20 protein-coding genes are annotated in these 25,437 nt (G+C 39.1%); 9 read left to right on the top strand and 11 right to left on the bottom strand.

All coding sequences use genetic code 11. The features are described 5' to 3' along the window. The first annotated feature begins 134 nt into the window (after positions 1 to 134). Together AN944_RS04255 and AN944_RS04250 are read left to right on the top strand one after the other, a co-directional pair. The gene (locus tag AN944_RS04255) at positions 135 to 635 is read left to right on the top strand and encodes a GNAT family N-acetyltransferase (protein WP_055023353.1); all 501 of its coding nucleotides are present in this window, start codon (positions 135 to 137) and stop codon (positions 633 to 635) included. 159 nt (positions 636 to 794) lie between these two features. Beyond that, complete coding sequence (locus AN944_RS04250; protein WP_055023352.1) at positions 795 to 1,718, top strand: hypothetical protein; 924 nt, start codon at positions 795 to 797, stop codon at positions 1,716 to 1,718. Positions 1,719 to 1,799: 81 nt separating this feature from the next. Here AN944_RS04250 and fur read toward each other — a convergent pair whose 3' ends face one another. After that, complete coding sequence (fur, locus tag AN944_RS04245; RefSeq protein WP_055023351.1) at positions 1,800 to 2,231, bottom strand: ferric iron uptake transcriptional regulator; 432 nt, start codon at positions 2,229 to 2,231, stop codon at positions 1,800 to 1,802. A 324-nt stretch (positions 2,232 to 2,555) separates the two neighbouring features. Between fur and cobB the strand changes: the two genes are divergently transcribed. Both cobB and AN944_RS04235 read left to right on the top strand, forming a co-directional pair. After that, complete coding sequence (cobB, locus tag AN944_RS04240) at positions 2,556 to 3,314, top strand: Sir2 family NAD+-dependent deacetylase (RefSeq protein WP_055023350.1); 759 nt, start codon at positions 2,556 to 2,558, stop codon at positions 3,312 to 3,314. Between the two features lie 36 nt (positions 3,315 to 3,350). Continuing rightward, positions 3,351 to 3,809 carry an AAA family ATPase gene (locus AN944_RS04235; RefSeq protein ID WP_055023349.1) on the top strand — a complete coding sequence of 153 codons (459 nt, stop codon included), beginning with the start codon at positions 3,351 to 3,353 and terminating at the stop codon, positions 3,807 to 3,809. 92 nt (positions 3,810 to 3,901) lie between these two features. On the opposite strand, the gene AN944_RS04230 is transcribed toward AN944_RS04235, so the two are convergent. From AN944_RS04230 to ggt, 7 genes are all read right to left on the bottom strand, one after another. After that, the gene (locus tag AN944_RS04230) at positions 3,902 to 5,971 is read right to left on the bottom strand and encodes a bifunctional 2',3'-cyclic-nucleotide 2'-phosphodiesterase/3'-nucleotidase (RefSeq protein WP_055023348.1); all 2,070 of its coding nucleotides are present in this window, start codon (positions 5,969 to 5,971) and stop codon (positions 3,902 to 3,904) included. A gap of 530 nt (positions 5,972 to 6,501) precedes the next feature. Continuing rightward, positions 6,502 to 8,580, bottom strand: a complete 2,079-nt coding sequence (locus AN944_RS04225; protein ID WP_055023347.1) for a bifunctional 2',3'-cyclic-nucleotide 2'-phosphodiesterase/3'-nucleotidase — start codon at positions 8,578 to 8,580, stop codon at positions 6,502 to 6,504. Between the two features lie 293 nt (positions 8,581 to 8,873). After that, positions 8,874 to 11,054, bottom strand: a complete 2,181-nt coding sequence (locus AN944_RS04220) for a M3 family metallopeptidase (RefSeq protein WP_055023346.1) — start codon at positions 11,052 to 11,054, stop codon at positions 8,874 to 8,876. Positions 11,055 to 11,318: 264 nt separating this feature from the next. After that, positions 11,319 to 11,714 carry a hypothetical protein gene (locus tag AN944_RS04215; protein WP_055023345.1) on the bottom strand — a complete coding sequence of 132 codons (396 nt, stop codon included), beginning with the start codon at positions 11,712 to 11,714 and terminating at the stop codon, positions 11,319 to 11,321. Positions 11,715 to 11,725: 11 nt separating this feature from the next. After that, positions 11,726 to 12,928, bottom strand: a complete 1,203-nt coding sequence (locus AN944_RS04210; protein ID WP_055023344.1) for a hypothetical protein — start codon at positions 12,926 to 12,928, stop codon at positions 11,726 to 11,728. A 68-nt stretch (positions 12,929 to 12,996) separates the two neighbouring features. Beyond that, positions 12,997 to 14,613, bottom strand: a complete 1,617-nt coding sequence (locus AN944_RS04205) for a methyl-accepting chemotaxis protein (RefSeq protein ID WP_055023343.1) — start codon at positions 14,611 to 14,613, stop codon at positions 12,997 to 12,999. Between the two features lie 634 nt (positions 14,614 to 15,247). Further along, positions 15,248 to 17,002, bottom strand: a complete 1,755-nt coding sequence (gene ggt / locus AN944_RS04200; RefSeq protein WP_055023342.1) for a gamma-glutamyltransferase — start codon at positions 17,000 to 17,002, stop codon at positions 15,248 to 15,250. A gap of 89 nt (positions 17,003 to 17,091) precedes the next feature. On the opposite strand from ggt, the gene AN944_RS04195 reads away from it, so the two are divergent. Both AN944_RS04195 and AN944_RS04190 read left to right on the top strand, forming a co-directional pair. Further along, positions 17,092 to 18,300, top strand: coding sequence for a GNAT family N-acetyltransferase (locus AN944_RS04195; RefSeq protein ID WP_082419889.1), 1,209 nt, complete (start codon positions 17,092 to 17,094; stop codon positions 18,298 to 18,300). 144 nt (positions 18,301 to 18,444) lie between these two features. Continuing rightward, a complete protein-coding gene (locus AN944_RS04190; RefSeq protein WP_082419887.1) occupies positions 18,445 to 19,533 on the top strand; it encodes a GGDEF domain-containing protein in 1,089 nt (362 codons plus the stop codon). 68 nt (positions 19,534 to 19,601) lie between these two features. On the opposite strand, the gene AN944_RS04185 is transcribed toward AN944_RS04190, so the two are convergent. The 3 genes from AN944_RS04185 to sbcB all read right to left on the bottom strand — a co-directional run bounded on the left by AN944_RS04185 (position 19,602) and on the right by sbcB (position 22,778). After that, entirely contained in the window at positions 19,602 to 20,225 is a 624-nt protein-coding gene (locus tag AN944_RS04185; RefSeq protein ID WP_055023340.1) for a LysE family translocator, read from the bottom strand. A 196-nt stretch (positions 20,226 to 20,421) separates the two neighbouring features. Further along, positions 20,422 to 21,312, bottom strand: a complete 891-nt coding sequence (gene cdd / locus AN944_RS04180; protein ID WP_055023339.1) for a cytidine deaminase — start codon at positions 21,310 to 21,312, stop codon at positions 20,422 to 20,424. 53 nt (positions 21,313 to 21,365) lie between these two features. Further along, complete coding sequence (gene sbcB / locus AN944_RS04175) at positions 21,366 to 22,778, bottom strand: exodeoxyribonuclease I (protein WP_055023338.1); 1,413 nt, start codon at positions 22,776 to 22,778, stop codon at positions 21,366 to 21,368. A gap of 150 nt (positions 22,779 to 22,928) precedes the next feature. On the opposite strand from sbcB, the gene AN944_RS04170 reads away from it, so the two are divergent. The 3 genes from AN944_RS04170 (at position 22,929) to AN944_RS04160 (ending at position 25,311) form a co-directional block, all read left to right on the top strand. After that, a complete protein-coding gene (locus tag AN944_RS04170; protein ID WP_055023337.1) occupies positions 22,929 to 23,909 on the top strand; it encodes a hypothetical protein in 981 nt (326 codons plus the stop codon). Positions 23,910 to 24,007: 98 nt separating this feature from the next. Beyond that, positions 24,008 to 24,826 carry a 23S rRNA (guanine(745)-N(1))-methyltransferase gene (gene rlmA, locus AN944_RS04165; protein WP_055023336.1) on the top strand — a complete coding sequence of 273 codons (819 nt, stop codon included), beginning with the start codon at positions 24,008 to 24,010 and terminating at the stop codon, positions 24,824 to 24,826. A gap of 278 nt (positions 24,827 to 25,104) precedes the next feature. Beyond that, positions 25,105 to 25,311 (top strand): cold-shock protein, encoded by a 207-nt coding sequence (locus AN944_RS04160; RefSeq protein WP_012155714.1) that lies wholly within the window; start codon positions 25,105 to 25,107, stop codon positions 25,309 to 25,311. The last annotated feature ends 126 nt before the right edge of the window (positions 25,312 to 25,437 follow it).

Raw genomic sequence — 25,437 nt, 5'->3', positions numbered from 1 at the left:
ATGTGGTTATTGATAAATCGTCAAATCTTGATAAGGTTATTTTACTAAAGTTAAACATGTAGTTAGCCCACAACAATTCAGAATAATAAAGGTTAAGGATAATCGTGTCTCATATAACGCCCGTGATCCCCGCAGTGATTGCAGAAACAGATCGTCTACTCATTCGTCCATTTAATCAGCACGATATAGAAGCTATTTTATTAATGAATAGTAACCCTGATGTGCTGACTTACATCCCACAATCGCCCTTAAAAAGCCTATTAGAGGCTGAACAAGTTTTCAAAGAAGTAATACAAGCAGACTATAACGATAAAGGTTTTGGACGCTGGGCGGTGTATCATAAAGAAGATAAAAAAGTGATTGGTTTTTGTGGGCCTAAATACATTCCCGAATACGATAAAGTGGAACTGGGTTATCGCTTTCTTCCAGAATATTGGGGGCAGGGAATTGGTACAGAAGCAGCAAAAGCGGTAATGGATACACTTAAGCCAATGTTTGATATTGATGAAGTTATTGCGCTCATCTTACATGGAAATGTAGGCTCTGAAAAAGTAGCAGTAAACAATGGCATGTCGTTGTATGAACAAAACATATACAAAGGCCATAAGGTACAGGTATATCAAAGAATGTTATAAATTATTAACCTATCCGATTGAAATTTAATTTATATTTCGTTAGTTTAGAGTCTTCTAAGTAAAGGTAGATATTGTTATTTCTATCTTTGCCTTAGAAGTATCCCCAAAAAAACTCTATGGAAAGAGTCGATCGCAACATTGCGATGTAGGAATAAAGATATGGATATTATCTTCTATGGCTCTTTCTTGTTATTTAAACAAGGAACAAATATGATTCAAAAAGGTTTATATTTAGCCATTCTCACCGCATTTTCTTCTTCTTTATCTACATTAGTGATGGCAGATGATGATTACCAACATGACGGCACTGTGACATATTTTGATCAAACAGAATCAAGTTCAGACGGAACCTTTAAACTCGATTACCGCTATTATTTCTCGTCGATAAATGACAATAAAACCCCTTATTTGCTATCAGGCTATCTTGGTCAGGTGTCAAATATAGGCGGGTTTTACTCAGGAATCGGGAATGATTATGACCAATACAATATTTCTGGTGAATATGTGTTTGATTCAAAATGGTTTATCAAAGCACAATATTCTAATTTTGAAGCCGACTCTAGTTTCGAAAATGATAATTATGGTGTAACGCTTGGGTATTATTTCAATCCATCTAGTTCTTTTTATATTGAGTATATTCGTAGTTCAGGGGGCTATGATATCAGTGAATCATCATCTTTTAGAAAGTCTGATACTGAGCAAGATAGTATTACTTTAGGTGCTGATACTTACGTTCAATTTGATTGGACTGAAGGTTTGTATTTAAGTGGTCGATATACTTACAGTGATTACACCGTAGATTCAGTGTTTAACGATCCTGACATTAGTTATAGTGGTGGTTCCTATAGCGATAGTAATTCAACCGCTTTAGTGGAAGCGGATTGGTATGTCACTAATTCTTGGTCTGTAGGCGCTTCATATTTTTATGATTTTGATGAAAGTGAGTATGACAGCTGGTTATTAAGCACCGATTATTATTTACCTATAACTGACACAATGGCTGCGGTGTTTACTGCAGCTAAAGAGCTGGATTCTGATATTGATGGTTTCTCTTATAGTATTGGAGTGAATGGTCGATTTTAGTCTAGCCATTTTAGCGATAAAAAAAGCCAGCTTAATGCTGGCTTTTTATTTGTTAAAGTCAATTAACTAAAACAATAAATGCTATTCGTCTGCGTGGTCACAGGTATCATTTGTGCAGTGACCATATAGATATAAACTATGGTGAGTCAGTTTGATATTGTGGCGCATAGCGATTTCGTCCTGACGACGCTCAATAACTTCATCAGAAAACTCAATAACTTTATCACATGTTAAGCAAACAAGGTGATCATGATGCTTTTGAGTCGACATTTCAAAAACTGCCTTGCCGCTTTCAAAATGATGACGGTTTAAAATACCTGCATCGTCAAATTGGTTTAATACACGGTAGACAGTTGCTAAGCCAATTTCTTCACCAACATCGAGCAATTTTTTGTATAAATCTTCAGCACTGATATGTTGATTTTCAGGGGCTTGCATTAATTCTAGGATTTTAACTCGTGGCAGAGTAATTTTTAAACCTGCTTTTTTGAGTGCTTGATTTCCATCTGTCATTGCTAATCTCTTGATTGCAGAACCTAAAGGTTCATCCGTGGATAGTTAAGTTTATTATATGTGTTGAAATCAGAAACTGGAACCTTTGTTGAAGGTTAATCGACAATATAACTAGATTTTTCTGTTATCTACTAAATAAGCTGCTCATTTTAGTTAAAAAATACACAATAGTCTTACTTATACTAAGGGATTATTGTGAGTTTGCAGCATTTATATCACTATAGGGTTAGTATTTTACTCATGATTAGCAATATAAAATTTACAGTGATCTTTTGCTAAGCTAGTGATTGAGTTGCTTCATATTATAACAATAAGGAAATCAATATGTATCGGCAGATTGTAGTCTTAACTGGCGCAGGTATTTCAGCTGAGTCGGGGATAAAAACCTTCCGAGATCAAGATGGGTTGTGGGAGCAACATCATATTGAAGATGTCGCCACACCGGAAGGCTATGCTCGAGATATTGATTTAGTGGAACGCTTTTATAATAGCCGTTGGGATAACCTTAACAGTGATGAAATTACGGTCAATCCAGCCCATGTTGCTTTAGCAAAACTTGAAGCGGAGTTTTCTGGCAAGCTACTTGTTATTACACAAAATGTGGATGATTTACATGAGCGTGCTGGCTCTAAACGTTTATTACATATGCATGGAGAATTAAACAAAGGCCGTTGCCCTCAATCGCAGCAAACGTTCGTGTTACGCGAACCATTTAGTGAAGATAATTGCTGCACCTGTTGTATTCCAGCTAAACGCTTACGTCCTCACATCGTATGGTTTGGTGAAATGCCTTTTGGCATGGACAGAATCCATGATGCACTGGACAACTGTGACTTATTCATTGCAATAGGGACTTCTGGTACTGTGTATCCTGCAGCAGGTTTTGTCGATAGTGCTAATCATCATGGCGCACAAACCGTTGAGGTTAACCTGGCGAAGCCAGATCGACACAGTCAGTTTCAATATCATTTGACTGGAAAAGCAGGGGATATTGTGCCGCAATTAGTAGAAACTATTTTAGCAGGCGAAGTTGTGGGTAACCCATCATTCAATGAACAATTAGCCAATGCTTTATCGGCTTAAGTATTTATACGTATGTCACTTTCGAAATAAGAATTAATGAATCAAACCAATATAAAGTTAGCCATTATCATGCGAGGTTTACCTGGTAGTGGTAAGTCATACTGGGTGAATGAATTTTTAACAAAGCAGGGTATTGATACCGCATTACATGTTAAACAATATGGATATTTTTCAACGGATAAATACTTTGAGCAAGAAGGTCAGTATCTATTTAATCCTAAGTTTTTAAGCCAATATCATCAGGCTAATTTAACGGCATTTATCAATGCGTTGGCAAGCAATGAACCATTAGTTATATGTGATAATACCAATGTGGCAAAATGGGAATATATGGCTTACGAGGCTGCTGCTAAAGCCCTAGGATATCAAGTTCGTGTTGTAGTTATCGGTGATCCTAAAGATAGTCAGCATCAAGCTTTGTGTGCTCAAAGAAATACACATAAAGTGCCACTGAACCATATCAAAACAATGGCGAGGTTGTTTGAACTTGATTAAGTTCTAATGAGAAAAAAGGCGCATTATGCGCCTTTTTATTTAGCAGAAGTAATTAACTTTACAGAGAATTACGTTAATAAACTGATTCTTATTTAGTTAGATACAGGCGTTTGCAAATCAATATTGTAAATTGCAAACCCAAACTCATCAGTTAAGTCAGTTCGTTTTGTCATTGGGCGCACTTGATAGTCTTCGACAAACTTATCGGCGGTTGCACTGTCTTGAGTTTCAAAGCGAATATCAAGTGTAGTAGCTGAGTCGATAGTAACAAAGTCCCAATTATTATCCGCACTTGGGTCAACTTCGCCATGAGTCTCTGATTCTTCAGAAATATATTGAGCTAACGCCTCGCGGTTAGTATCTGGTAGCTCCATTACAACAAATTCAGCACCCGTACCTGCAAATTTACCACCAAATGCTCGGTAGTTATTCGAAGCAATAATAAATTCTTTACTTGCTAGTTCATCCCCTGTAAATGTCGTGCCATCAGCGTCTGTATAGCTTAAATCAACAATACGACTTGCATCAGCATTAACTACTGCGCAATCACCGTCAAATTTATTAGGCTGAGTCACATCTATCTTATAGTTAACGCCGTCGATAACATCATAGTTATATGTTCTATGAGTATCCCAATTAATTAAGTTTTGAGCTGCAGTTGAAGTAGGATCAATTTGATTAAATTGATTCGCACTGCACTCAAGCCAATCTTTAACTTCAGCGCCTGTTACTTTAACTGCGACCATGGTATTTGGATAAAGATAAAGATCTGCAGCATTCTTATAAGTTAAATCCCCAGCTGGGACTTGCACATAACTGTCAGCATCTGAAGTTGTACTGTGACGCCCACCGGCTTTAAACGGTGCAGATGCTGATAAAACTGGAATGCCTTTTAGAGCATCAACCTTTGAGGCCGCTTCAGCTACAGCGTCAATTTGGGCATTTGATACGATTTGAACGGTTGGATCATCTTGAACAAGCGAGAGGAAGCTGTACATGTCGGTAGATGATTTACCGATTGGCGCATTCACATAATCAAGGGTGGCGTTATGTTCAATTTCAACCATAGCGTGTATATCTGCATCAGGCTCAACAGCGAATTCTTCTGTGGTATCAGTCGCTTTTATAAAAATTGGCCGAGCATCAGATTGGCTGTTGACTACAGTCCAAGCACCATCTTCTTGGGTTAGCGTTAAATCGACTACACCTAAATTATCTCCCCAGCGGCCAGGCATGACCGCTGCAACTCCATTAATGGTACCTTTGTCTAAATCAACATTTTCAACGTCAGCAAACTGAGAGCTTGGAAATACAGAGTGACTGTGGCCAAACATGATGGCATCAATACCCTCAACAGTGGTTAATGCCCACGTTGCATTTTCTGCATTCATGTCACTTGGGTTTTCTGATGAGCCAATACCTGAATGTGGAATCGCGATAATAACGTCTGCTCCAGCGGCCTTCATTTGAGGTACGTAACGCTCTGCTGATTCAACGATGCCGCGTGCAATGACTTTGCCGTCAAGGTTTTGTTTGTCCCAAATTTTGATTTGTGGCGGAACGAATCCAATGTAACCAATTTGAATCGTATGTTCGTCACCATTTTTATCAACGACAAGTTGATCTTTAATGATGAAGGGTTCAAACAATGGTTCACCTGCTTTAACGTCTCTGAAGCAATCATCAACTTCACAATAGACGTTGGCACTGATATAAGGAAAGTTTGATTCTGCTGTGGCTTGATCTAAAAAATCTAAACCGTAGTTAAATTCATGATTACCAATGTTACCCACTTCATAATTTAAAGTATTCATTGCTTTATAAGCTGGGTGAGTATCGGCTAATTGGTTAGTCGATTTAAATTCATGAGCAATATAATCGCCCATAGGGCTGCCTTGAAGTAAATCACCATTATCGACTAACACACTATTACTGACTTCAGCACGTGCTTCATGAATTAGTGCTGCAGTGCGGGCTAAACCAATAGTTTTATCGGTTTGACCACTATAGTAATTATAATCCATGATATTGGCATGGATATCGCTGGTTTCCATGATACGCAAATCAACTTCAATGGTTTTAACATCGTCATCTGATGAGCTACAACCAGTAATACCTAATGCACCCGCAATAACAACTGCTAAAAGCTTTTTGTTCAACATAATAGTCTCTCTTTTAAACGCTTTTTTCTGACCCCGGAGCTTATTATTCTTTTGCTCCATATTGTTGTGAGCAATTTACAGAGATGAAATGTAAATTAATCAATAAAGATTGTATTCAAAATAAATCACTGTGTTGTGATCTAGGAACGATAATGTAAAGATAAGTTATTTAAGCTGCAGTTGTGTTAAAGGTTGAAGTTTATGGTAGTTATTTAGCGTTTTCTCAGTGTTTTAAACTTGAGTGTTCACTTAATTACCTTGCTAATCGCAATTGGTGTTAAATAAGAGGGCGTGTTTGAGTGATGAAGTAATAGGAATAGGCTTGATGGCAATGCCCCTGAGGTATAGGAGCATTGTCGTCAGCCAGTAGGTTTATCATGGGCTGTTTTAGTATTGAGTCGTGCTTAAATACCACATAGGTACTCAAAAAGTATTTGTTTGAACACTATATGTACCTAATTGATTAAGCACTTCTTTTTGTCAATTTTTACCAACATTTCATCAAGTATTATTGACATATTACTGACGCATTAATTCAAGTCGTTACTTAAATCGTTACTTAAGTCGATACTATAAATCGCGAAACCAGAAACTATACTATCAGCTTCAAGTTTGGTCATAGGTCGCTGCTGGTTCTGTTTTATAAATGTATCTGCTAAAGGGGAGTCTTGCGTTTCAAAGCGAATATCAAGCTTAGTGCTTGATTCAATTGTTTTGAATTGCCAGTTGTTATTAGCGCTAGGATCCACTTCACCATTGAGCTCTGATAATTGTGTAATGTATTTAGTTAAGGCTTCTCTGTTGGTATCTGGTAGTTCCATCGCGATATAATCAGCGCCAGTACCGGCAAATTTATTACCAAATGCTCGAAAGTTATTGGTCGCAATAAGAAAGCTCTTATTTGCAAACTCTTCGCCTTTAAAAATAGTGCCAGAATCATCTGTGTAACTTAACTCAACAATTCGATTTGCATCAGCATTGACCATAGCGCAATCACCATCAAATTTATTAGGCTGAGTCACATCAATTTTGTAGTTAACCCCATCAATGACATCAAAGTTATATGTTCGATGAGTTTCCCAATTAATTAAACTTTGGCTTGCTGCGGAATTTGGATCAATTTGATTGAACTGATTTGCACTGCACTCTAACCAATCTTTAACTTGTTTACCTGTTACTTTTACCGCAACTAAGGTATTGGGGTAAAGGTATAAGTCGGCAGCATTTTTGTACGACAATTCACCCGCTGCTACTTGTACATAACTGTCAGCATCAGAACTTGTACGATGACGCCCGCCGGCTTTAAATGGTGCAGCTGCGGATAAAACAGGAAGGTGCTTTAATGTATCAATTTTTGCTGCGGCTTTAGTGACTGCATCTATTTGAGCATTCGACACAATTTGCACAGTAGGATCATCTTGAACAAGCGAGAGGAAGCTATACATATCCGCTGATGATTTGCCTATTGGGGCATTAACATAGTCGAGTGTGGCTTGATGGTCTGAAGCAACCTTTGTTTGGATTTCTTTGTCTGGATTGACAGAGAACCCTGCTACTTTATCGGTCTCTTTTATAAAAATAGGGCGAGCCTGTGACAAGCTGTTGGATACTCGCCATTTACCTTCCTCTTGGCGTAATGTTAAATCGATAATACCTAAATTATCTCCCCAACGGCCTGGCATCACAGCGGCGACACCATTAATCGTGCCTGTTTCAATATTGACTTTAGCGACATCAGAAAACTGTGCACTTGGGAAAACAGAGTGGCTGTGACCAAACATGATGGCATCAATGCCTGCAACCGTGGTTAATGCCCAAGTGGCGTTTTCAGCATTCATGTCACCTGGGTTTTCTGATGAGCCAATGCCTGAGTGTGGAATCGCGATAATGACGTCTGCGCCTTGATCTTTCATTTTAGGTACGTAACGCTCTGCTGATTCGACAATGCCTTTAGCGATAACTTTGCCGTCTAAATTTTGTTTATCCCATACTTTAATTTGTGGTGGTACAAAACCTATGTAGCCTATTTTGATGGTGTGCTTAGCGCCCTGATTATCAATAACTTCTTGTTCTGTAATGATGTAAGGCTTAAATAAAGGTTCACCAGCTTTGACGTCTCTAAAGCAATTATCAATCTCACAATAAACATTGGCGCTTATGTATGGAAAGTTGGCTGCTGCTGTTGCTTGATCTAAAAAGTCTAAACCATAGTTAAACTCATGATTACCAATATTACCCACAGCATAGTCGAGAGTGTTCATGGCTTTATAAGCTGGGTGAGTATCGATTAGTTGATTATTTGCTTGGAAAGTATGCGCAATATAATCCCCCATAGGGCTGCCTTGGAGTAAGTCACCGTTATCGACTAACACACTGTTTTTAACTTCAAGGCGTGCTTGTTTTATCAGGGAAGCGGTTCTTGCTAAGCCAATGCTGTTATCGACTCGGCTCGTATAATAATTGTAATCCATGATATTGGCATGGAGATCACTGGTTTCCATGATGCGCAATTCGACTTCTACAGCTGATTTAATTTCATCAGATGAGTTGCATCCACCCAGTGTTAGTGAAGTGGCCATAACAATGGCTAAACAGGTTTTATTTAACATAGTTTTTCTCTTACTTGACCCCAGAGCATGCTTTTAGTGCTCTTATTATGTTGATTAATCACATTTTTGTATTCTTTTTAATCGCTAGGAATTATATACAAAGTTAATTACAGAATGATAATTTAGCCAAAATAAAATTAACTATGTCGATTGAACGAACAAACGACTATTTCATTAGGTTATCACTCTTATTTTTAAAGCATTTCAGGATTTAATGTTGCTGGCAGGGTTAAAAGGAAAATACTTAAGGCAATAAAAAAGGCGCCGAAGCGCCTTTTAAAGGTTGAGATAAATTACTTATCTTCTAATAAGCCACGGCTTCTTAACAATGGCTCAATACCCGCATCTTTACCACGGAATTGACGGTAAAGTTGCATAGGATCGGCGCTACCACCTTTAGACAGAATATTATCTCTGAAGGCTTGTGCCGTTGCGGGGTCGAAAATACCATTTTCTTTAAACGCTTCAAATGCATCTGCGCCTAAGATATCTGACCAAAGGTAACTGTAGTAACCCGCTGAGTAGCCGCCCGCGAAAATGTGCGAGAAATACGTGCTACGGTAACGTGGAGCAATTTCTTTAATCAGCCCCATATTGGCTAATGATTCAGCTTCAAATTTTGCTGCATCACGTACAGTGTTATCAGTTAATGTGTGCCAATCTAAATCCAGTTTTGTTGCTGCCATATATTCAACTGTCGCAAAACCTTGGTTAAATTTACTTGCTGCTTGGATTTTTTTGACTAATTCTTGCGGGATAACTTCGCCTGTTTGATAGTGCTTAGCAAATTGCGCTAATACTTCAGGTTGGGTCATCCAGTTTTCCATGACTTGTGATGGGAATTCAACATAGTCACGTGGTACTGATGTACCAGCTTGTGAGCGATATTCCACATCAGACAAAATACCATGTAGTGCATGGCCGAACTCGTGGAATAAGGTGCTTGCTTCGTCAAACGTCAGCAGTGCTGGCTCATCACCCGTTGGGCGAGGGTAGTTCAGTACGTTTACAATGATAGGCTTTGATTCAACGCCATTCATGTTGTATTGCTGGCGGTATGAGTTCATCCAAGCGCCACCACGTTTACTGTCACGTACGTAGTAATCACCCATAAATACAGCTAAGAATGAACCATCTTTATCATAGACTTCCCATGTTCTAACATCTGGGTGATATTTTGGTAAATCAGTACGTTCTTTCACTGTAATGCCGAATAGACGGTTGGCAGTATAAAATACGCCATCTAAGGTTGCTTCAAGTGAGAAGTATGGACGCGTTTGTTGTTCATTGAAACTGTATTTAGCAACACGGATTTGATCTGAGTAATACCACCAATCCCACGCTTCTAATTTGAAGTCGCCACCTTGTGAGTCAATTAGCTTTTGCATTTCGACAACTTCAGCATTTGCTTGAGCAAGGGCTGCAGGCCAAACTTTGTCTAATAATCCATATACATTTTCAGGTGTTTTAGCTGTGCGCTCTTCTAGTACAAAATCAGCGTGGGTTTTGTAGCCCATTAATTCAGCTTTTTCTGCACGTAATGAAGCAATTTTCGCTAAGGTTTTTTTGTTGTCATTCGCGTTGTCGTTATTAGCGCGTTCGATATAACCTTTAAATATTGTTTCACGCAGCTCGCGGTTTTCTGCATAGGTTAAAAATGGCGTGATAGAAGGGCGTTGTGTTGTGAAAACCCATTTACCATCATGGCCACGTTTAGTGGCTGTCGCAGCAGCACTATCAATAATATCTTGTGGTAAACCTGCTAAATCAGCCTTGTTATCAATAACTAGCTCAAAAGCATTGGTTTCAGCTAATAAGTTATCGCCAAACTCAAGATTAAGCTTACCAATTTGCTCGTTTAGTGAGCGTAATGTGGCTTTGTCTTCAGCTGATAAGTTAGCACCGCCACGGGTAAAACGTTTGTAGGTGTCTTCAAGCAATTTAGCTTTAGCTGTATTGAGGTTTAAGCTGTCTTTTTGTAAATAAACGGCTTTAACACGCTTAAACAACTCATCATTTAATAAAATGTCATCGCTTGCTGCTGATAGCATTGGTGACACTTCTTTTGAAATTTCTTGAATCGCTGGGTTTGTATGCGCACCAGTAAGGTTATAGAAAACACTAGCAACTTTTGTTACTAATTCACCTGAGAACTCCATTGCTTCGATGGTATTTTCAAATGTTGGTTTTTCTGGATTGGCAACAATAGCGGCTATTTCAGCCTTTTGAGCGGCGATACCTGCTTTAAAGCCTGGTAAGTAATGTTCATCTTTTATTTTATCGAAATCAGGGATTTCCATAAAAGTACCGTATGGTTTAAAGAATGGGTTGTTAGCATTTTGCTCGATGATGTTGCTAGCCACGACATTTGGTGCTTGTGTCGTGTTGGTTTGTACATTGTCATTGGCACAAGCACTTAACATGACTGTGAGTGCCATAGCTGAAACAAGCGGTTTGAGGGTTAGTCCCTTCATAGTTATTTCCCTGTTTGCATAAGAATGGTTAAAAATGAGCTTTTAATCGAATGGTCGGTTTAAGCTTCTGTTTATCATTATTACATTATGATTTGTGACTAGTTTATCAAGTTTTGGTCGCAATCTTGTTTTAGTTTGTAACAAAAAATAAAGGGACCTGATGTTTATCAGATCCCTCTAGCATTTCAATTGAAGGGGGGGAGTATGAAATGCTTAAAACACAATCACTAAAACTTAATTTAAGACTATGGTGTTATGTCGTTTTTATGGCTTTAAAATCACTTTTACGCTGCCATCGACATCAGCTTCATCAATGTAGCCAATCGCATTAGGGTTTGAAGCTACTGCTGACTTCATCGCCGCGGCATCATTTACTGTTGCTGGTGGGTTTCCTTTACCAGTAAATACCTGCTTTGACCAGAATGCTTTCAGTTGTGAATCAGATTTGCCAGTGACAGCACCATGAAACTCTGAACGTGTTGCATTACCTTCAGCAAGTTCATAAACCACTGCAGATTTTGAGCCTTTACCTAAAAATAATTTTTTAGCATCTGATGCGCTAATATCTGTCGCACCAGGTGCACCAATGACGACAACTGCTGCTTGAGCTGAAATAACTGAACACACGCTAAGCGCTAAAATAGATAGGATTTTTTTCATTTTATCGCTCCTTAAAATACAACGTCGAACTGAACTGTGTACACTGTAGTGTCATCAAACTCTTGGGCTATGTTGGTATCAAAACCGCCAGAGGTGTCACCGAAGTCAGTGGCATGGGTAACGTCAAACTTAAGGGCTAAGTTATCCATTGCATCCCAACGAACACCTGCACTGTATGCTGTGCGCTCGCCGTTAAAAATTGCAGCGTGAACAGGATTAGTTCTTACGTCATTATCTTTAGTTTCGTAATAAGATGCAGTCAGATAAGGTGTAAATGCATTGATACGGTAACCTAAAGTGACATAACCTGCGTCAGAATCTGGGTACTCTTCATCAGTTTCGATACGAGTCCATTCAGCAATGGCTAAGAAAGAGCCGTTGTCATAGCTTCCGCCTAGGCCTACGAATGTACCAGTAGCATCATTAATGTCTAGAATATCAACTGTAACGTCAATAGAAATTGGTAAACCTGTTGAAGGGTCTGTTCCACCGTCTACTGACATTTGTCGTGTGACTGTGCCATCAAGGGTTGCTTGACCGTAAACCGCCCGCAAAGTCCATGTTAAATCAGTCCAGTTAACATTGGCGCCGAAAATATTTCCGATATCAATACCTGAGTCTTCAGACTGACCACCAAAAGCTTGAATTGTTAATGTCGAGTCATCAAACTCAATATCATAACTTGCATCACCGCCGGTGTAAGATGTGAAAGGAACCGCATCATAAACTTCTGAAGGTGGACGTACGAATGGCTGTGCGTAACCCACGTCTAAGTAATCAGAGTACATAAATAAAGGTACACGAAGTTTACCAGCACGAGCCTGAAGGCCATTTTCAAAACGGTGTGAGATATAAGCCCACTCAGCTTCTACTTCCCAATCGTTGCTGCCTTTCATCATAAGCTGCATTACGGCTTGAGTTTGATCTGTAATGGCAAAGGTACCTTGAAGACCAAACTTACTGCCGTCATCGAAGTTAGCAGAGGTAGTCGCACCTGCATAACCAGTGTTATTGTCAGAGCTGATATATGCACCAGTCATGAAGCCATTGAAGCTAAAACGTTCTGTTAAGCTTGCATTTTGGCTTGCTTGAAGTGATTGCACTTGTTGTTCAAGCTTGGCAATTTTCTCTTCACTTGTTTCTTCAGCTGCGACATAGGCAGGAAGCATTGCAACAGAAATAGCTAAGGGTAGCGCTTTCAAGTTGAATTTCATGGTGTAACTCCTGTTCATCTTTATCATTACTCAAGATAAATCTCGTTTATCTTAAAATATTATTATTGTTAGACTTTAAATTGACCTGTTATGTTTTGAAGCTGTTTACTAACACCTTCAATGTCATAACTGATCCCGCCCATTTCATCCGTGGTCATTTTTACTTTAGCGGCATTGGTTTCAATATCAGCGACATACTGCTGGATAAGCTCTGAAGTGTTATGTTGTTCTTCAGTGGCGGCAGCAATCTGTTCGTTAACGACGGTAATCGCACTCACTTTATTGGTGATACTGATTAATGCATCTCCGGCTAATGAAGTGGTTTTGACACCTTCTTCAGCGGTTTCAATTCCACGTTGCATTGCATCAACTGCTTGAGTTGAAGTAGAGCGAAGCTCTTGCAATACTTGTTGAATTTCTTGCGTTGACGCTTGTGTTCGAGAAGCAAGGGTTCTTACTTCATCGGCCACTACGGCAAAGCCTCTTCCTTGTTCACCTGCTCGAGCTGCTTCAATTGCAGCATTCAAGGCAAGTAAATTGGTTTGATCTGCAATACCACGAATGGTATCGAGAATATCGTTGACGTTACTGGTGAACGCCTCAAGTTGATTGACTACAACAGCAGTCGTTTGTACTTCTTCTGCTAATTTATTAATGGTAGTGATGGCTTGAGACACAACCTCTTGACCTTGTTTAGCTTCATCATTTGCGTTGTCAGCCTCAGATGCAGCATTAGCGGCATACTCAGCAATATGTGCAACACTGATGAACATTTCACGCATGGCATTAGAGATTTGTTCAACGGACTCGTTTTGCTCGATAACGGTGTTTTCACTTTTTTTACAGCTTTCTAATAACGTATGAGATACTGCACTTAAACTGTCTGTAGTTTGTTTAGTGTCAGCAATTGAGACTTGTAATTTCGATACAAACTGGTTGAACCAATGTACGAGCGTCGCGATTTCATCTTTACCGTTATATTCAATCCGAGAACGAAGATCGCCTTCACCTTCTGATATATTCTGTAATGAATGGGTGACGTCCTGAATGGTGACAATGATTGAGCGATTCACTAATACGCCAACGACCACCAAAAATAGTGAAGCGATAATACCGATAATCAACATCAATGATGCCGCATTATCTGAACTTGCTAAGGTCGAGCTAATACTCGTTGTGAAAGCATCTGAGTAATCTTGCTGTTTTTTAGCAAAAACCGCTGTTAGGGATTCAAATCGCTTGGCATTTTCTGAAGCCTGGTTTGTGATCTTGTTAAAGTCGACATCATCTTTTAAAAATTCAGCAACTAAGGTTTTGGCATTATCATGATAAGTGGCTAAATCGCGTTGCATATTATTGGCATCATTAGCTTCATGAGGTAATAAACCCTTAATAGTATTTAGATTACTATTAATTTGTTTAACCATATTTTCAGCAGTGATTAATGATTCTTCTTCACCGGTTGTTACTGCAGATTGAATATTTTGATTTAATTGTAATAACAAGCCATCGTTAATCGTGGCTAAATTTAATACTGGGTAAAGTTGTGATTGAAGTCCATTTAAACGTTCAGCATTTTGTTGCACGCTTTGATTGTTAATTACAAGTGAAATAACAAACGAAGAAATTGCAACGACTGTTAATAAAGCGATCCGGTGCTTTATTTTTAAGCTGTTTAACTTCATCAAGTTGAATCCTGCTGTTTTTTAATATTATTGAGTTATTTTTAGCGCATCATAATATGAATTTTATGCTAAAAAAATAGTCTATTTCAGTTAATTGATGTAACCATATGAGCATAAATAGTTATATCTATCAATATCAGTCAGTTAAGCTTGCTACCTGTATGAAATAAATTTTATTTGATAAAAGTTTTAACATTTCAGGCATTAATTAAATTCTTTCTATCTTGTTTGGGTTGTCAATATTTTGCCTTTGTCAAAATATTGACGGGTTAAATATCGCTTACAACCTGCGTTGTTAATTAAACGCATCAACAATTGGGTGCTTGTTAATTTTAATTAATAACCGCATAACAGGTCTGTTCCTGCAATAACAATATCGGCATAAAGATAAAAAACTTTAATTGAAATAAACTTGAAATAACAAAAATCTAATCTTGATGTTGCTGTTTTGTTATTCATGCGGGTTGTAATGATAGCTATTCTTATTTAGGGAAGGGGATCTAAACAATAAAAATGAGCAAGGGAGCAGGTTTATTTTGGAAAGGGAGTGAGTGTTTATTTTATCTTGTTTAAATTTAAGCTGTATCTACTCATCGCTTTTCGATACAGCACATTGTTATTATTTACGTTATTACTAATAACCTAGGGTTTCAGAACCTGCACGTCTAGGATCTGATGCTCCATAAACGCCTTTTTCAGTTACCACTATTGATTGGGTACTGCCCATGGCACTGCTGGACTTGATCGTATGGCCTTTAGCTTCAAGCAGTGAAATTGTATCTTTGTTTAAACTGGTTTCTACACCAATATAATCAGGAAGCCATTGATGATGGATTCTTGGGGCAGCAGTCGCTTCTGCGACATTAAGCTTATGATCAATCACGTTCATAATGAGTTGTAATGTCGTCGTGATGATTCTTGAGCCGCCTGGGCTACCTGTCACTAAGAAAGGCTTGCCTTCTTTCATCACAATGGTTGGGCTCATTGAACTCAATGGTCGCTTGTTTCCTTGAACCGAATTAGCTTCGCCGCCAATTAAACCAAAGGCGTTTGGCGTACCTGGCTTTGCAGAAAAATCGTCCATTTCATTATTGAGTAAAATCCCAGTGCCGTCTGCAACTAGTCCAGAACCATAACTAAAGTTCAACGTGTAGGTATTCGACACTGCATTTCCCCATTTATCCACAACAGAGTAATGAGTGGTTTGGTTACTCTCATAGGGAGCTATATTACCTGGCTTTATCTCAGCACTTGGAGTGGCTTTGTTGTAAGCTATTTTTTTAACCAATGAGTCAGCGTATTTTTGATCCGTCAACGCCTTCAAAGGGACAGGGTTAAAATCAGGATCACCTAAATACTCACTTCTATCGGCATATGCATGTTTCATACTTTCTACCATCAGGTGCAATGTTTGAGCCGTATTGTGGCCTAATTCATTGATAGGGTAGTTCTCAAGCATGTTCAGCATTTGAATGATATGAATTCCGCCAGAGGAAGGAGGTGGCATGGAGACAATCTCGTATCCACGATATTCTCCGCGAATTGGCTCACGTTCAACAACTTGATAGTTTTTTAAATCTTCCAAGGTCATAATACCGTTGGCTTGCTTAATTGAGGCAACGATTTTTTCTGCAGTTTCACCTTCATAAAACCCTTTACTGCCGTGAGTTGCAATTAAAGACAGTGAATGTGCGAGATCGGTTTGTACTAAGGTATCGTTTACTGCAAAGCTGTCACCGTTCTTTTTATAGAAGATTTTGGCTGAACTGGGCCATTGAGAAATTCGGCGCTTAAGTCCATCAAGGGAATTAGCAAGATCTGGATTAACACTAATACCTTCTTTTGCTAACTTTATGGCTGGCGCAATCACCTCACTTAACTTCATAGTGCCATACTTTTCGAGCGCTAACTCAAAACCCATGACCGTTCCTGGGACACCGACAGCAAGACCATGTTCACGGCTTAGTTTAGGGTTTGGCTTACCTTTTTCATCTAGAAATATATCTTTGTGCGCTTTTGAAGGCGCGGTTTCTCGATAATCGATAGCAATTGTTTTATTCGTTTCAGCGAGGTGGACTAACATAAAGCCGCCTCCGCCAATATTGCCAGCACGAGGAAGGGTGACTGCAAGAGCAAAACCCACAGCAACTGCGGCATCTACAGCATTACCACCTTGTTTCAAAATATCTACGCCAATTCGTGTGGCTAATGACTCTTGGCTGGCGACCATGCCGTGCTCGGCCCAAATTGGTTGTGCTGTTGCAGCTCGACTGTAAATAGACTGTTCGTTGGCAGCTTGTACAGAACTTGCGGATAGTGAAGTAAAACCAAGTAGTAACGCAATAGAAGTAGAAACAACGATAGGCTTTATCTGAGAAAAAACGCTCATTTTCAGTCCTTTGTAAGTATAATCATATGTTGCAATGTGCCATAAGTATGATCTAATACACAATATCTAAAACGGTATTCTGAGGAAATATGTCTGAAACTGGCTTAATTAGTGATTCATTAGCAGAGGACTCAGCACTTACAGCTCTTGATGATATTCACATTAGCTTTTACGATTCAGTTGAAGCTATTGGTAGGCAAGATTGGCTGCTGATGTTTCGTGATGATAACCCTTTTACTCAGTTTGATTACTTATTGGCTCTTGAGCAAAGCCAATGTGTTTGCCCACTTACGGGTTGGACACCAAAACATATTGTGGTTCAGACAGGCGATAAGGTAGTGGCTATTTTACCTTGCTATGAGAAGACCCATTCGTGGGGAGAGTATGTGTTTGATTGGGCTTGGGCTGAAGCATATGAGAGAAACGGATTACAATACTATCCCAAATTAGTCGCGGCTATACCGTTTACTCCTGTAACAGGGCAGCGTTTCGGGATCATGGAAGGGGCCAGTAAATCAGTTAGACATCATCTTATAAGCTGTATTCTCAACTTCCTTAATCGCAGTATAGAACAGGATTTTTCGTCTTGGCACTGTTTGTTCTTACCTAAAGATGATTTTAACTTTGCCAGTCAACAGTCTATTGCAAGGCTTGCTACACAGTTTCATTGGGGTAACCGAGGTTATCAGAATTTCGATGATTATCTTAGACACTTAGTTTCACGTAAGCGTAAAACCATTGTTAAAGAACGTCGTATGGTTTCTGAGTATCATTTTGAATTTATTACAGGCGAACAAGCATCTTCAGCTCAGTGGGAACACTTTATTGAGTGTTATCAGCAAACCTATTTAAAACGATCTGGTCATACAGGTTATTTATCCAGCGATTTTTTTGAGCAGCTAGCAGACACTATGGGTAATCAAATTCGCTTACTTATCATTTCTGATCCGCAGCAAACAATGGTGGCTTCGGCGTTATATTTTGTTTCTAAAACTCATTTATACGGGCGTTATTGGGGCTGCTTACAGGAGGTTGACGGTCTGCATTTTGAAGCCTGTTATTATCAAGGGATAGAGTATGCCATCAAACATGGATTAACGACTTTTGATGCAGGGGCACAAGGGGAGCATAAGGTTGCTAGAGGTTTTGAGCCTATAGAAACCTATTCGAATCACAATGTCGCACATGCCGAGTTTAGTCATGCTATTAATCACTATTGCCAGCAAGAGCAACTTCACATTAAGCAGTATATGACGCAAATGAGCGCAAAACTGCCGTATAAACAAAATTCAGAATAGCATTACAACGACTTAGAGGAGTTAAGTCATCTTCATTTAACAATCGACAATTGAATTAGGTACTCTGTTGACTAATAATCTGGATAGAACTAAAAATATAAATTGTGCTAAAGTTTACATGTCGTTAACTTATTTGTTACCCCAATGAACTTAAAATCAATTATTAATCTGGGCACGAATCAACAGTCATTTTCATCAGCTAACCGAATAAGAACTATGAATATCATAGGGTTAATTACGGTTGCTATCTCATTTTTATATTCGCTTAACTATATTTTGTTTCTTGATAATCCTTCTGTCGGTTTTATCAACCTTGGATTTACGTTTGCGTATTTCGTCACTAATGTACTTACCGCCAAACAGCAGCCTAAAATCGCTAAAATTTGGTTTTTTAGCGTGTTGATGCTGCATCTACTTGTGTGTACCAATGTTTATGTAACTAATGCGAGTGGTTTTCACCTCTATTACTTCCTTGTGCCAACTGGGGCTTTTTTGTTATTTGAATTAAGAGAGCGACTTGAGCAGGTGACATTAAGTGCACTGGCAATGGTGTTATTTTTCTATTGCGAAAATACCGTAAACGAAGCGCCATTAATTGAACTGTCTGCTCAAGTTAACCATATGCTTTATCAATCTGTGGTATTTTTTACGATGCTGGAAGTGATTGTTGTCTTATATATTTTTGCTAAACAGATTGATAAAAACGAAAAGCAACTGACATTGCAAGCAAGTACTGACTCTTTGACACGATTGGCAAATCGACACTCCTTTTTTACCGAGGGTAAATCATTGCTCGATAAAGCTGTGGCGCATCAACTCCCATTCACTTTGGTGCTAATCGACTTAGACTTGTTTAAGACGATTAACGATAAACACGGTCATCTCGTTGGCGATAAGTGTTTAATTGAAGTGACTAAAACGATTAAAGCTTTGTGCCGTGAACAAGATTTATGTGCGCGGATTGGCGGGGAAGAATTTGTTATTGCTATGCCAAATACTCATTTGCATGATGCTAATAAAGTGGCCGAGCGAATGCGTGGACACATTGCTGAGTGTAAAATTCCGTTAACCGATTCCCAAAACCTCCAGTGCACAGCGAGCTTTGGTATCGCTGAAAAAACAGCATCTGCGAAAGAGCTTAAAGACTTACTGATGAGAGCGGATAAAGCCCTGTATATGGCGAAAGAAAACGGCAGAAACTGTGTTAAACCGTATTACGACAAAGCGGCGTAATCAATTACATTATCGGCTTATTTTTATCTATACTTCTTTCGTTTAGCGATATTCAGTGTATTTAACGTTTAGCCAAGCGCTAGCCAAAAACCGACGCCAATCATTAAACTGCCGGCAATACGGTTCATCAGTTTAATGTTATCGCCCCGAGATAAAAACATTCTTAAACTCTTACCGCCACTGGCATAAGCGAGCATTGATACGCTTTCTGTCAGCATAATAATCGCAAGTAGCCAAAACAACTGAGGTGCGACAGCTTTATCAACACTGATGAAGGGAGGTAAAAGTGAAATCATAAATGCCCAACCTTTGGGATTGGCTATTGCTGTGACAAACCCTTGGGAAATTAGCGCAATATTACTAATCGATTTGTCTGTTTGCTGCCCCTCAATGATGGCCATTTTGCCTTTCGAACGCCACATATTAACGCCAATATACGCAAGATAAGCGCCGCCAAGCCATTTTAAAATGGCAAAGGCATCTGGGTAATTGAGCATGACGCTGGCAACGCCCATAACCGCAGCAATAGCAACTAAAGCAACACCCACTAATTCACCTGCCATCATCCACAGGGTTCTTCTAACACCAATACTCATGCCGAGTGTCATTGCTAATGTCATACACATTCCTGGCGTAATAGAAACAAAAAAGAATGTTGGAATAAATACAGCAAGTATTGCTAAATCAGGCATGGGCTAGAGTTCTTAAATCAATTCTTATATGAGAAGAGCAAGAGTGTAAGGCTTTACAGGTTTTGTGCAAACAAAAAGTTAATACGTGCCTTCGAGGTACTAAATAATGATTGGTAACAAAAAGCCTTTCTTAATATCAAAACTAAGAAAGGCTAATTCAGTGTAATTTCAATTAACGTGCAGCAAAATGAGCTGGCTAGCTTGGGTCTACAACGATATGCTCAAGCTCAATTGCGGCAACAGCTTGCAGTGTATCCATAGTGGCATTAGCTAAACTGATTTTACCGGCAGATGATTCTATCAATACCACTCGATTAATATCGCTGTAGTCTCTGTTGTGGCGAATTAAGTTTGATAACGCCATTTGCATTGGCATCATTGATGGATTAAATGCGGCGTTTTCTGCGTACCGGCCGCAGTATGTTTTACCGTCTTTTGTTTCAATAACCACCGCTGCGTAGTTTTGCGTATAGGGGGCATAACTTAAACCAGCTTGGTCGACAGCTTCGATGATCATTGGGTCGTCTGACTGTAAACTAAATTCGATATGACTTTTTGATAACAATGGCTTAGTGACTTGTAGGTCTTTTGGCCCAAATGCATATGGTAGGTAGTGTGCTAATTGCTGTGGCTGCTGACCTGGTAAGTGGATGTTAATATCGATACCGCTGACTAATTCATTGATGAACTGACGACAATGGCCACAAGGACTGAAGTTGACGACGATATCAATAATTTTTTGTTCGCCGTTTAGCCAGGCGTGGCTGATTGCACTTTGTTCGGCATGTACCGTGTGAAATAGCGCTTCAGAAGATAATTCAAAATTAGCCCCCATGTATATGTCGCCGCTTTCAGCTTTAGCGATTGCACCAACATAAAACTCGCTGATGCTTGGTTTGGCAAGTGCTGCAGCGATTGGCAGTAAACTTAATAGAAGTTCTTCTTCTGTCATTTGACTGATGTTGACAAGTTCCGTCAGTTGATTCGCATCGATGTGCCCACAAAAATCATCATTAAGTAATGGGATAAGCGCTGTTGCCAGTGGTTTGGGCAGTTGGGTGATGCTATCAATGAAACGATTTTGCATGACCAATTCCTTTTATTAATACAATAAGTACAAAGTAAGTTAATGATAAAAGCTTAAAGAGATTGCAGATATAAACATAGGGCTTTTAATAACTTTTGTTTGTGTTCATTCTCGCTGGTTTCTTCTAATAAGTTTTCGAGGTTTATCACATAATCAGCATCAGAAAGGCGTTGCTGACAGAACTCTCGCCATTGCATTGATTCATCATGGCTCAATGTTTCAGGGTAATTACGGGCTCGATAACGAAACAACATTTGACTGAGCCTAGGATCGTCAAAGTCGAGATTAAGAGCGGCGAGGTTTTCGGCTTTGGTATTGCGGATCATTTCCATTTTGGCTTTATCGGCGTGACTAAAAAAGCCTCCGCTATAGAGCATTAAATCAGGATCTGTAACAGCTGGGTGATCATTTACATCAAACACAGCTTGCATTTTATCGCGAAGCTCAGGGTGTTGTTTGAATAATTTATATTGGCTGCGGGCAAAATCCATATCAAATTGATGCCTTTGTGCTACGGCTTCTGATAGTAGTTTAGGAGTACCAATAAACGGACATTTGTTTAAATGTATTTGCTTTAGTGGAATTGGCAGCTCATCAGGGGCTAATTCACTTCGAGGTGTATACATACGTTCGACGATTTCTGCCACAGTTAAGTCAATGAGCGGGCTTAAATCCATTGCTAAATTAATGCAAATCATCGCGTTTTTGTTCGTTGGATGAGGTGCTACAGGCGCAATTAAAGTGACGCAACCATTGGCAGCGCTAATCTTTGAACTCACATGAACTAGCGGCTGCATGAAGTCGCCTTGGATTAATTCTGCGACTTTTTTCTTATTTCGAAGTTCAAAATAGTAATCGTATAATTTAGGCTGCTTTTCTTTGATGAGTTTCGCAATTGCAATCGTTGCATAGACATCGCTCATAGCATCATGAGCTTGTTCATGGCTCAATCCATTAGCTTGGGTTAAATGCTCCAATTTAAAACTAGGTGAACCATCTTCTTTAAGCGGCCAATTAATCCCTTCTGGACGGAATGCATAACAGGCTCTAACTAAATCGATAATGTCCCAGCGTGAGTTACCGTTTTGCCACTCACGTGCATAAGGGTCTATAAAATTGCGATAAAAACCATAACGGCTGACTTCATCATCAAATCGTAATGAGTTATACCCAACAACACAGGTATTTGGTTGAGTGAAAATGGCATTAATGCGCCCCATAAACTCAGTTTCAACCATGCCTTTTTGATTCGCAAGCTGTGGCGTTATCCCTGTGACAAGAATCGCTTCAGGTGAGGGCAGGTAGTCTGTTGATTGCTTGCAATAAAAGTTTTCTGGCTCACCAATGATATTAAGATCTAAATCAGTTCGAATGCCTGCAAATTGCGAAGGACGGTCTTTTGCTGGACTCACCCCAAATGTTTCATAATCGTGCCAAAAAAGGGTAGGTTGAAAAGCGCTTGCCATAATATAGAGTTATCCTATTTTTCGATTACAAATATATTAACACTGTTAATTACTAATGTTTACAGGGGGCGTTAGTGATTGAACGCTTTTTAAGTAGGTGACGTAAGTCCGTTTGATGGTTACAATTTATATAACGTCATCGGAGTCTCTATGTACAACCATCTATTCAGCCAACCAATACAATATGAAATAAAGCCAAATCAATCTCTTTTGGTCTCTTTGGCTGATGATGTCAGTGATTTTGTGTTGCTTCCTGCGCTGAGTCAGCCTTTGGCAGAAATTATTATTAGTGAGTTACCCTCTCATACAAATGAGCAGGGAGCTAGCATCATTCTCACTTGCCAGCCTTTTTTTACTGTCAGTCATGTTGAAAGCTTGAATGACAAAGATACTCATGACCAAGAGATACTTGATAAAGAGCAACTTGATCAAGGGAAAGTTAATAAAGCGAGTGAGGCAACAGCGTCAGCAGGTTATTCGCTAAATTCTGTTCCTGATACAAGCCCCAAATCTGACACTATTTCTCATCAATGTGATGTCAGTAAACATCTCGGTAAAGTAACAAGAGCATTAGGTCAAGGTTGCCGCTTGTATGCCAGAGTCGGTATTGCGCCACGAATATCTGCCGCCATGCTAAGAAAAGGCGTTAGATTAACGTTTTCTTTTATTCACTCTGATGAAGGAGTCGTCATTGAATATGAACAATCGGTGTGTGAAGCGATTACACTAGAGAAAGATTTACGCCTTAATCAAGAACCCAAAGAATTGATCATGGCTAAAGCGATTTTAGCGAGAAACTTTGATTATGAAGAACCTCCAGCAACTATCGCTTTGAATATAAGTGAAATTGAACAAGTACGCGCTGATATTAGCCACTATTTATCTGAAGAAAGAAATAAAGTTCACGCCATTATCGCAGCGCAATTGTTAAAGCTTGATAATCTACTTAATCATAAACAACAATGGCTGTTACGAACGTATAGTCAATCACAGCAGCGAACTAATTACGCATCAGCAGCAAATGAATTGTCCAAAGATGTTGAAGATTTACAACGTAAATTAGAGTGCTTTGCGTTACTTGCTCCTGCAGATGTGAGTTTGATGGTTGATAAGTTAACCGAAGATAACTGACATTTGGGTGTTCATTGCGTACCATTGTCATTTTTAGTGTCATGTTAAACGTTGCTCTTGTTGAGTCACCGTTATTTCAATTCCTTGTTGAGTAAAAAATGCAATATATTTGTCCTTTGTGCCGCACGGTGCTTACCCTAAATGCCAAATCATGGTCTTGTGAAAACCGTCATCAATTTGATTGTGCAAAAGAAGGTTATGTTAATTTATTGCCTGTGCAGAAAAAGAACTCAAAAGACCCTGGCGACAATAAAACGATGATGTTTGCCCGTCGTGAGTTTTTAAATAAAGGCTACTACCAAAAACTAAGTGATAGGGTAAATGAGCTTGCGATTGAATACGCAGCTAATGCTGAAAATATATTAGATATAGGTTGTGGAGAAGGGTACTACAGTCATCGACTATTTGAAGCCATGGCGCATACAAGGGAAGTAGATTGTGTACTGCAAGGGCTGGATATTTCTAAGTCTGCAATTAAGTATGCCGCCAAACGCTACCCTGATTTACATTTTTGTGTAGCCAGTGCCTATGAAATGCCTTTTGAAGACGGGTTATTTGATTTAGCGATGAGAATTTATGCGCCTTCTAAACTGGATGAGTTACAAAGGGCGATCAAACAAGATGGCGTACTAATTACTGTATCTCCTGGTCCTATGCACCATTTCGCGATGAAAAAAATCATTTATAGTGAGCCTAAACCACATGAAGCCTCAAAGGCAGAGCTTGAAGGTTTTACTTGTCTGCATAACGAAAGGCTTTGCTATCAATTGGATTTATCTGACCCTGTTGATATTGAACATTTTTTAAACATGACCCCTTATGCTTGGAAGTTGACGCAAGAACAAAAGACCCAAATTGCAGATCAAGGACTTAGCTGTGAGTTAGACTTTAGTATTGAAATTCATCAACGTAATTGATTTGTCATTTAAATTTGCTATTTTACTTTTTGAATCTGATATTTAGTTGGAAACAGCTATCGAATTCATGAATTTTGGGCATGGTAATAACTAATTGAATTAAAATGCTGATGTTAGTTGACATACCCGCAAAAAGGTTCATAATCTATCGGGCTTGAAGGTTGGGCTTAGTTTATGTGTTTCAATACGACCAGTTTCGTCCTGTGAACATAAGTAAAACCGGCATTTTCAGCTCTACCGCCGTTAAGGCTTTAATTTATATATACAGGATTTATATCATGTCTCAAGTTACTGGTGTTGTTAAGTGGTTCAACTCTGACAAAGGTTTCGGATTTATCGAGCAAGAGTCTGGCCCAGACGTATTCGTTCACTTCCGTGCTATCAACTCAGACGGTTTCAAAACTCTTGACGAAGGTCAAAAAGTTCAGTTCACTGTTACTCAAGGTCAAAAAGGCCCACAAGCTGAGAACGTAACTGTAGTTTAATTATTCCTAGCTTCGGCTAGTATAATTAAATAAAACTGTAGTCTATGACTGCAGTTTTTTTTTGCCTGAAAAAATATAATGGGTCATCTTCATCAGGCTTTTTGTCGCTAGACCTTTTATTAATTT

The sequence above is a fragment of the Shewanella sp. P1-14-1 genome (assembly GCF_001401775.1).
In the GTDB taxonomy this organism is placed as follows: Bacteria; Pseudomonadota; Gammaproteobacteria; order Enterobacterales; family Shewanellaceae; genus Shewanella; species Shewanella japonica.
The sequence above is the reverse complement of the archived record's forward strand: the minus strand, read 5'-3'. Positions and strand labels throughout refer to the sequence as shown.

What these genes read in the sequence shown, in the direction of transcription:
- AN944_RS04250 (WP_055023352.1), top strand. Translation starts at nt 795, where the DNA reads ATGGATATTATCTTCTATGGCTCTTTCTTGTTATTTAAACAAGGAACA.
- fur (WP_055023351.1), bottom strand. Translation starts at nt 2,231, where the DNA reads ATGACAGATGGAAATCAAGCACTCAAAAAAGCAGGTTTAAAAATTACT.
- cobB (WP_055023350.1), top strand. Translation starts at nt 2,556, where the DNA reads ATGTATCGGCAGATTGTAGTCTTAACTGGCGCAGGTATTTCAGCTGAG.
- AN944_RS04235 (WP_055023349.1), top strand. Translation starts at nt 3,351, where the DNA reads ATGAATCAAACCAATATAAAGTTAGCCATTATCATGCGAGGTTTACCT.
- AN944_RS04230 (WP_055023348.1), bottom strand. Translation starts at nt 5,971, where the DNA reads ATGTTGAACAAAAAGCTTTTAGCAGTTGTTATTGCGGGTGCATTAGGT.
- AN944_RS04225 (WP_055023347.1), bottom strand. Translation starts at nt 8,580, where the DNA reads ATGTTAAATAAAACCTGTTTAGCCATTGTTATGGCCACTTCACTAACA.
- AN944_RS04220 (WP_055023346.1), bottom strand. Translation starts at nt 11,054, where the DNA reads ATGAAGGGACTAACCCTCAAACCGCTTGTTTCAGCTATGGCACTCACA.
- AN944_RS04215 (WP_055023345.1), bottom strand. Translation starts at nt 11,714, where the DNA reads ATGAAAAAAATCCTATCTATTTTAGCGCTTAGCGTGTGTTCAGTTATT.
- AN944_RS04210 (WP_055023344.1), bottom strand. Translation starts at nt 12,928, where the DNA reads ATGAAATTCAACTTGAAAGCGCTACCCTTAGCTATTTCTGTTGCAATG.
- AN944_RS04205 (WP_055023343.1), bottom strand. Translation starts at nt 14,613, where the DNA reads ATGAAGTTAAACAGCTTAAAAATAAAGCACCGGATCGCTTTATTAACA.
- ggt (WP_055023342.1), bottom strand. Translation starts at nt 17,002, where the DNA reads ATGAGCGTTTTTTCTCAGATAAAGCCTATCGTTGTTTCTACTTCTATT.
- AN944_RS04195 (WP_082419889.1), top strand. Translation starts at nt 17,092, where the DNA reads ATGTCTGAAACTGGCTTAATTAGTGATTCATTAGCAGAGGACTCAGCA.
- AN944_RS04190 (WP_082419887.1), top strand. Translation starts at nt 18,445, where the DNA reads ATGAACTTAAAATCAATTATTAATCTGGGCACGAATCAACAGTCATTT.
- AN944_RS04185 (WP_055023340.1), bottom strand. Translation starts at nt 20,225, where the DNA reads ATGCCTGATTTAGCAATACTTGCTGTATTTATTCCAACATTCTTTTTT.
- cdd (WP_055023339.1), bottom strand. Translation starts at nt 21,312, where the DNA reads ATGCAAAATCGTTTCATTGATAGCATCACCCAACTGCCCAAACCACTG.
- sbcB (WP_055023338.1), bottom strand. Translation starts at nt 22,778, where the DNA reads ATGGCAAGCGCTTTTCAACCTACCCTTTTTTGGCACGATTATGAAACA.
- AN944_RS04170 (WP_055023337.1), top strand. Translation starts at nt 22,929, where the DNA reads ATGTACAACCATCTATTCAGCCAACCAATACAATATGAAATAAAGCCA.
- rlmA (WP_055023336.1), top strand. Translation starts at nt 24,008, where the DNA reads ATGCAATATATTTGTCCTTTGTGCCGCACGGTGCTTACCCTAAATGCC.
- AN944_RS04160 (WP_012155714.1), top strand. Translation starts at nt 25,105, where the DNA reads ATGTCTCAAGTTACTGGTGTTGTTAAGTGGTTCAACTCTGACAAAGGT.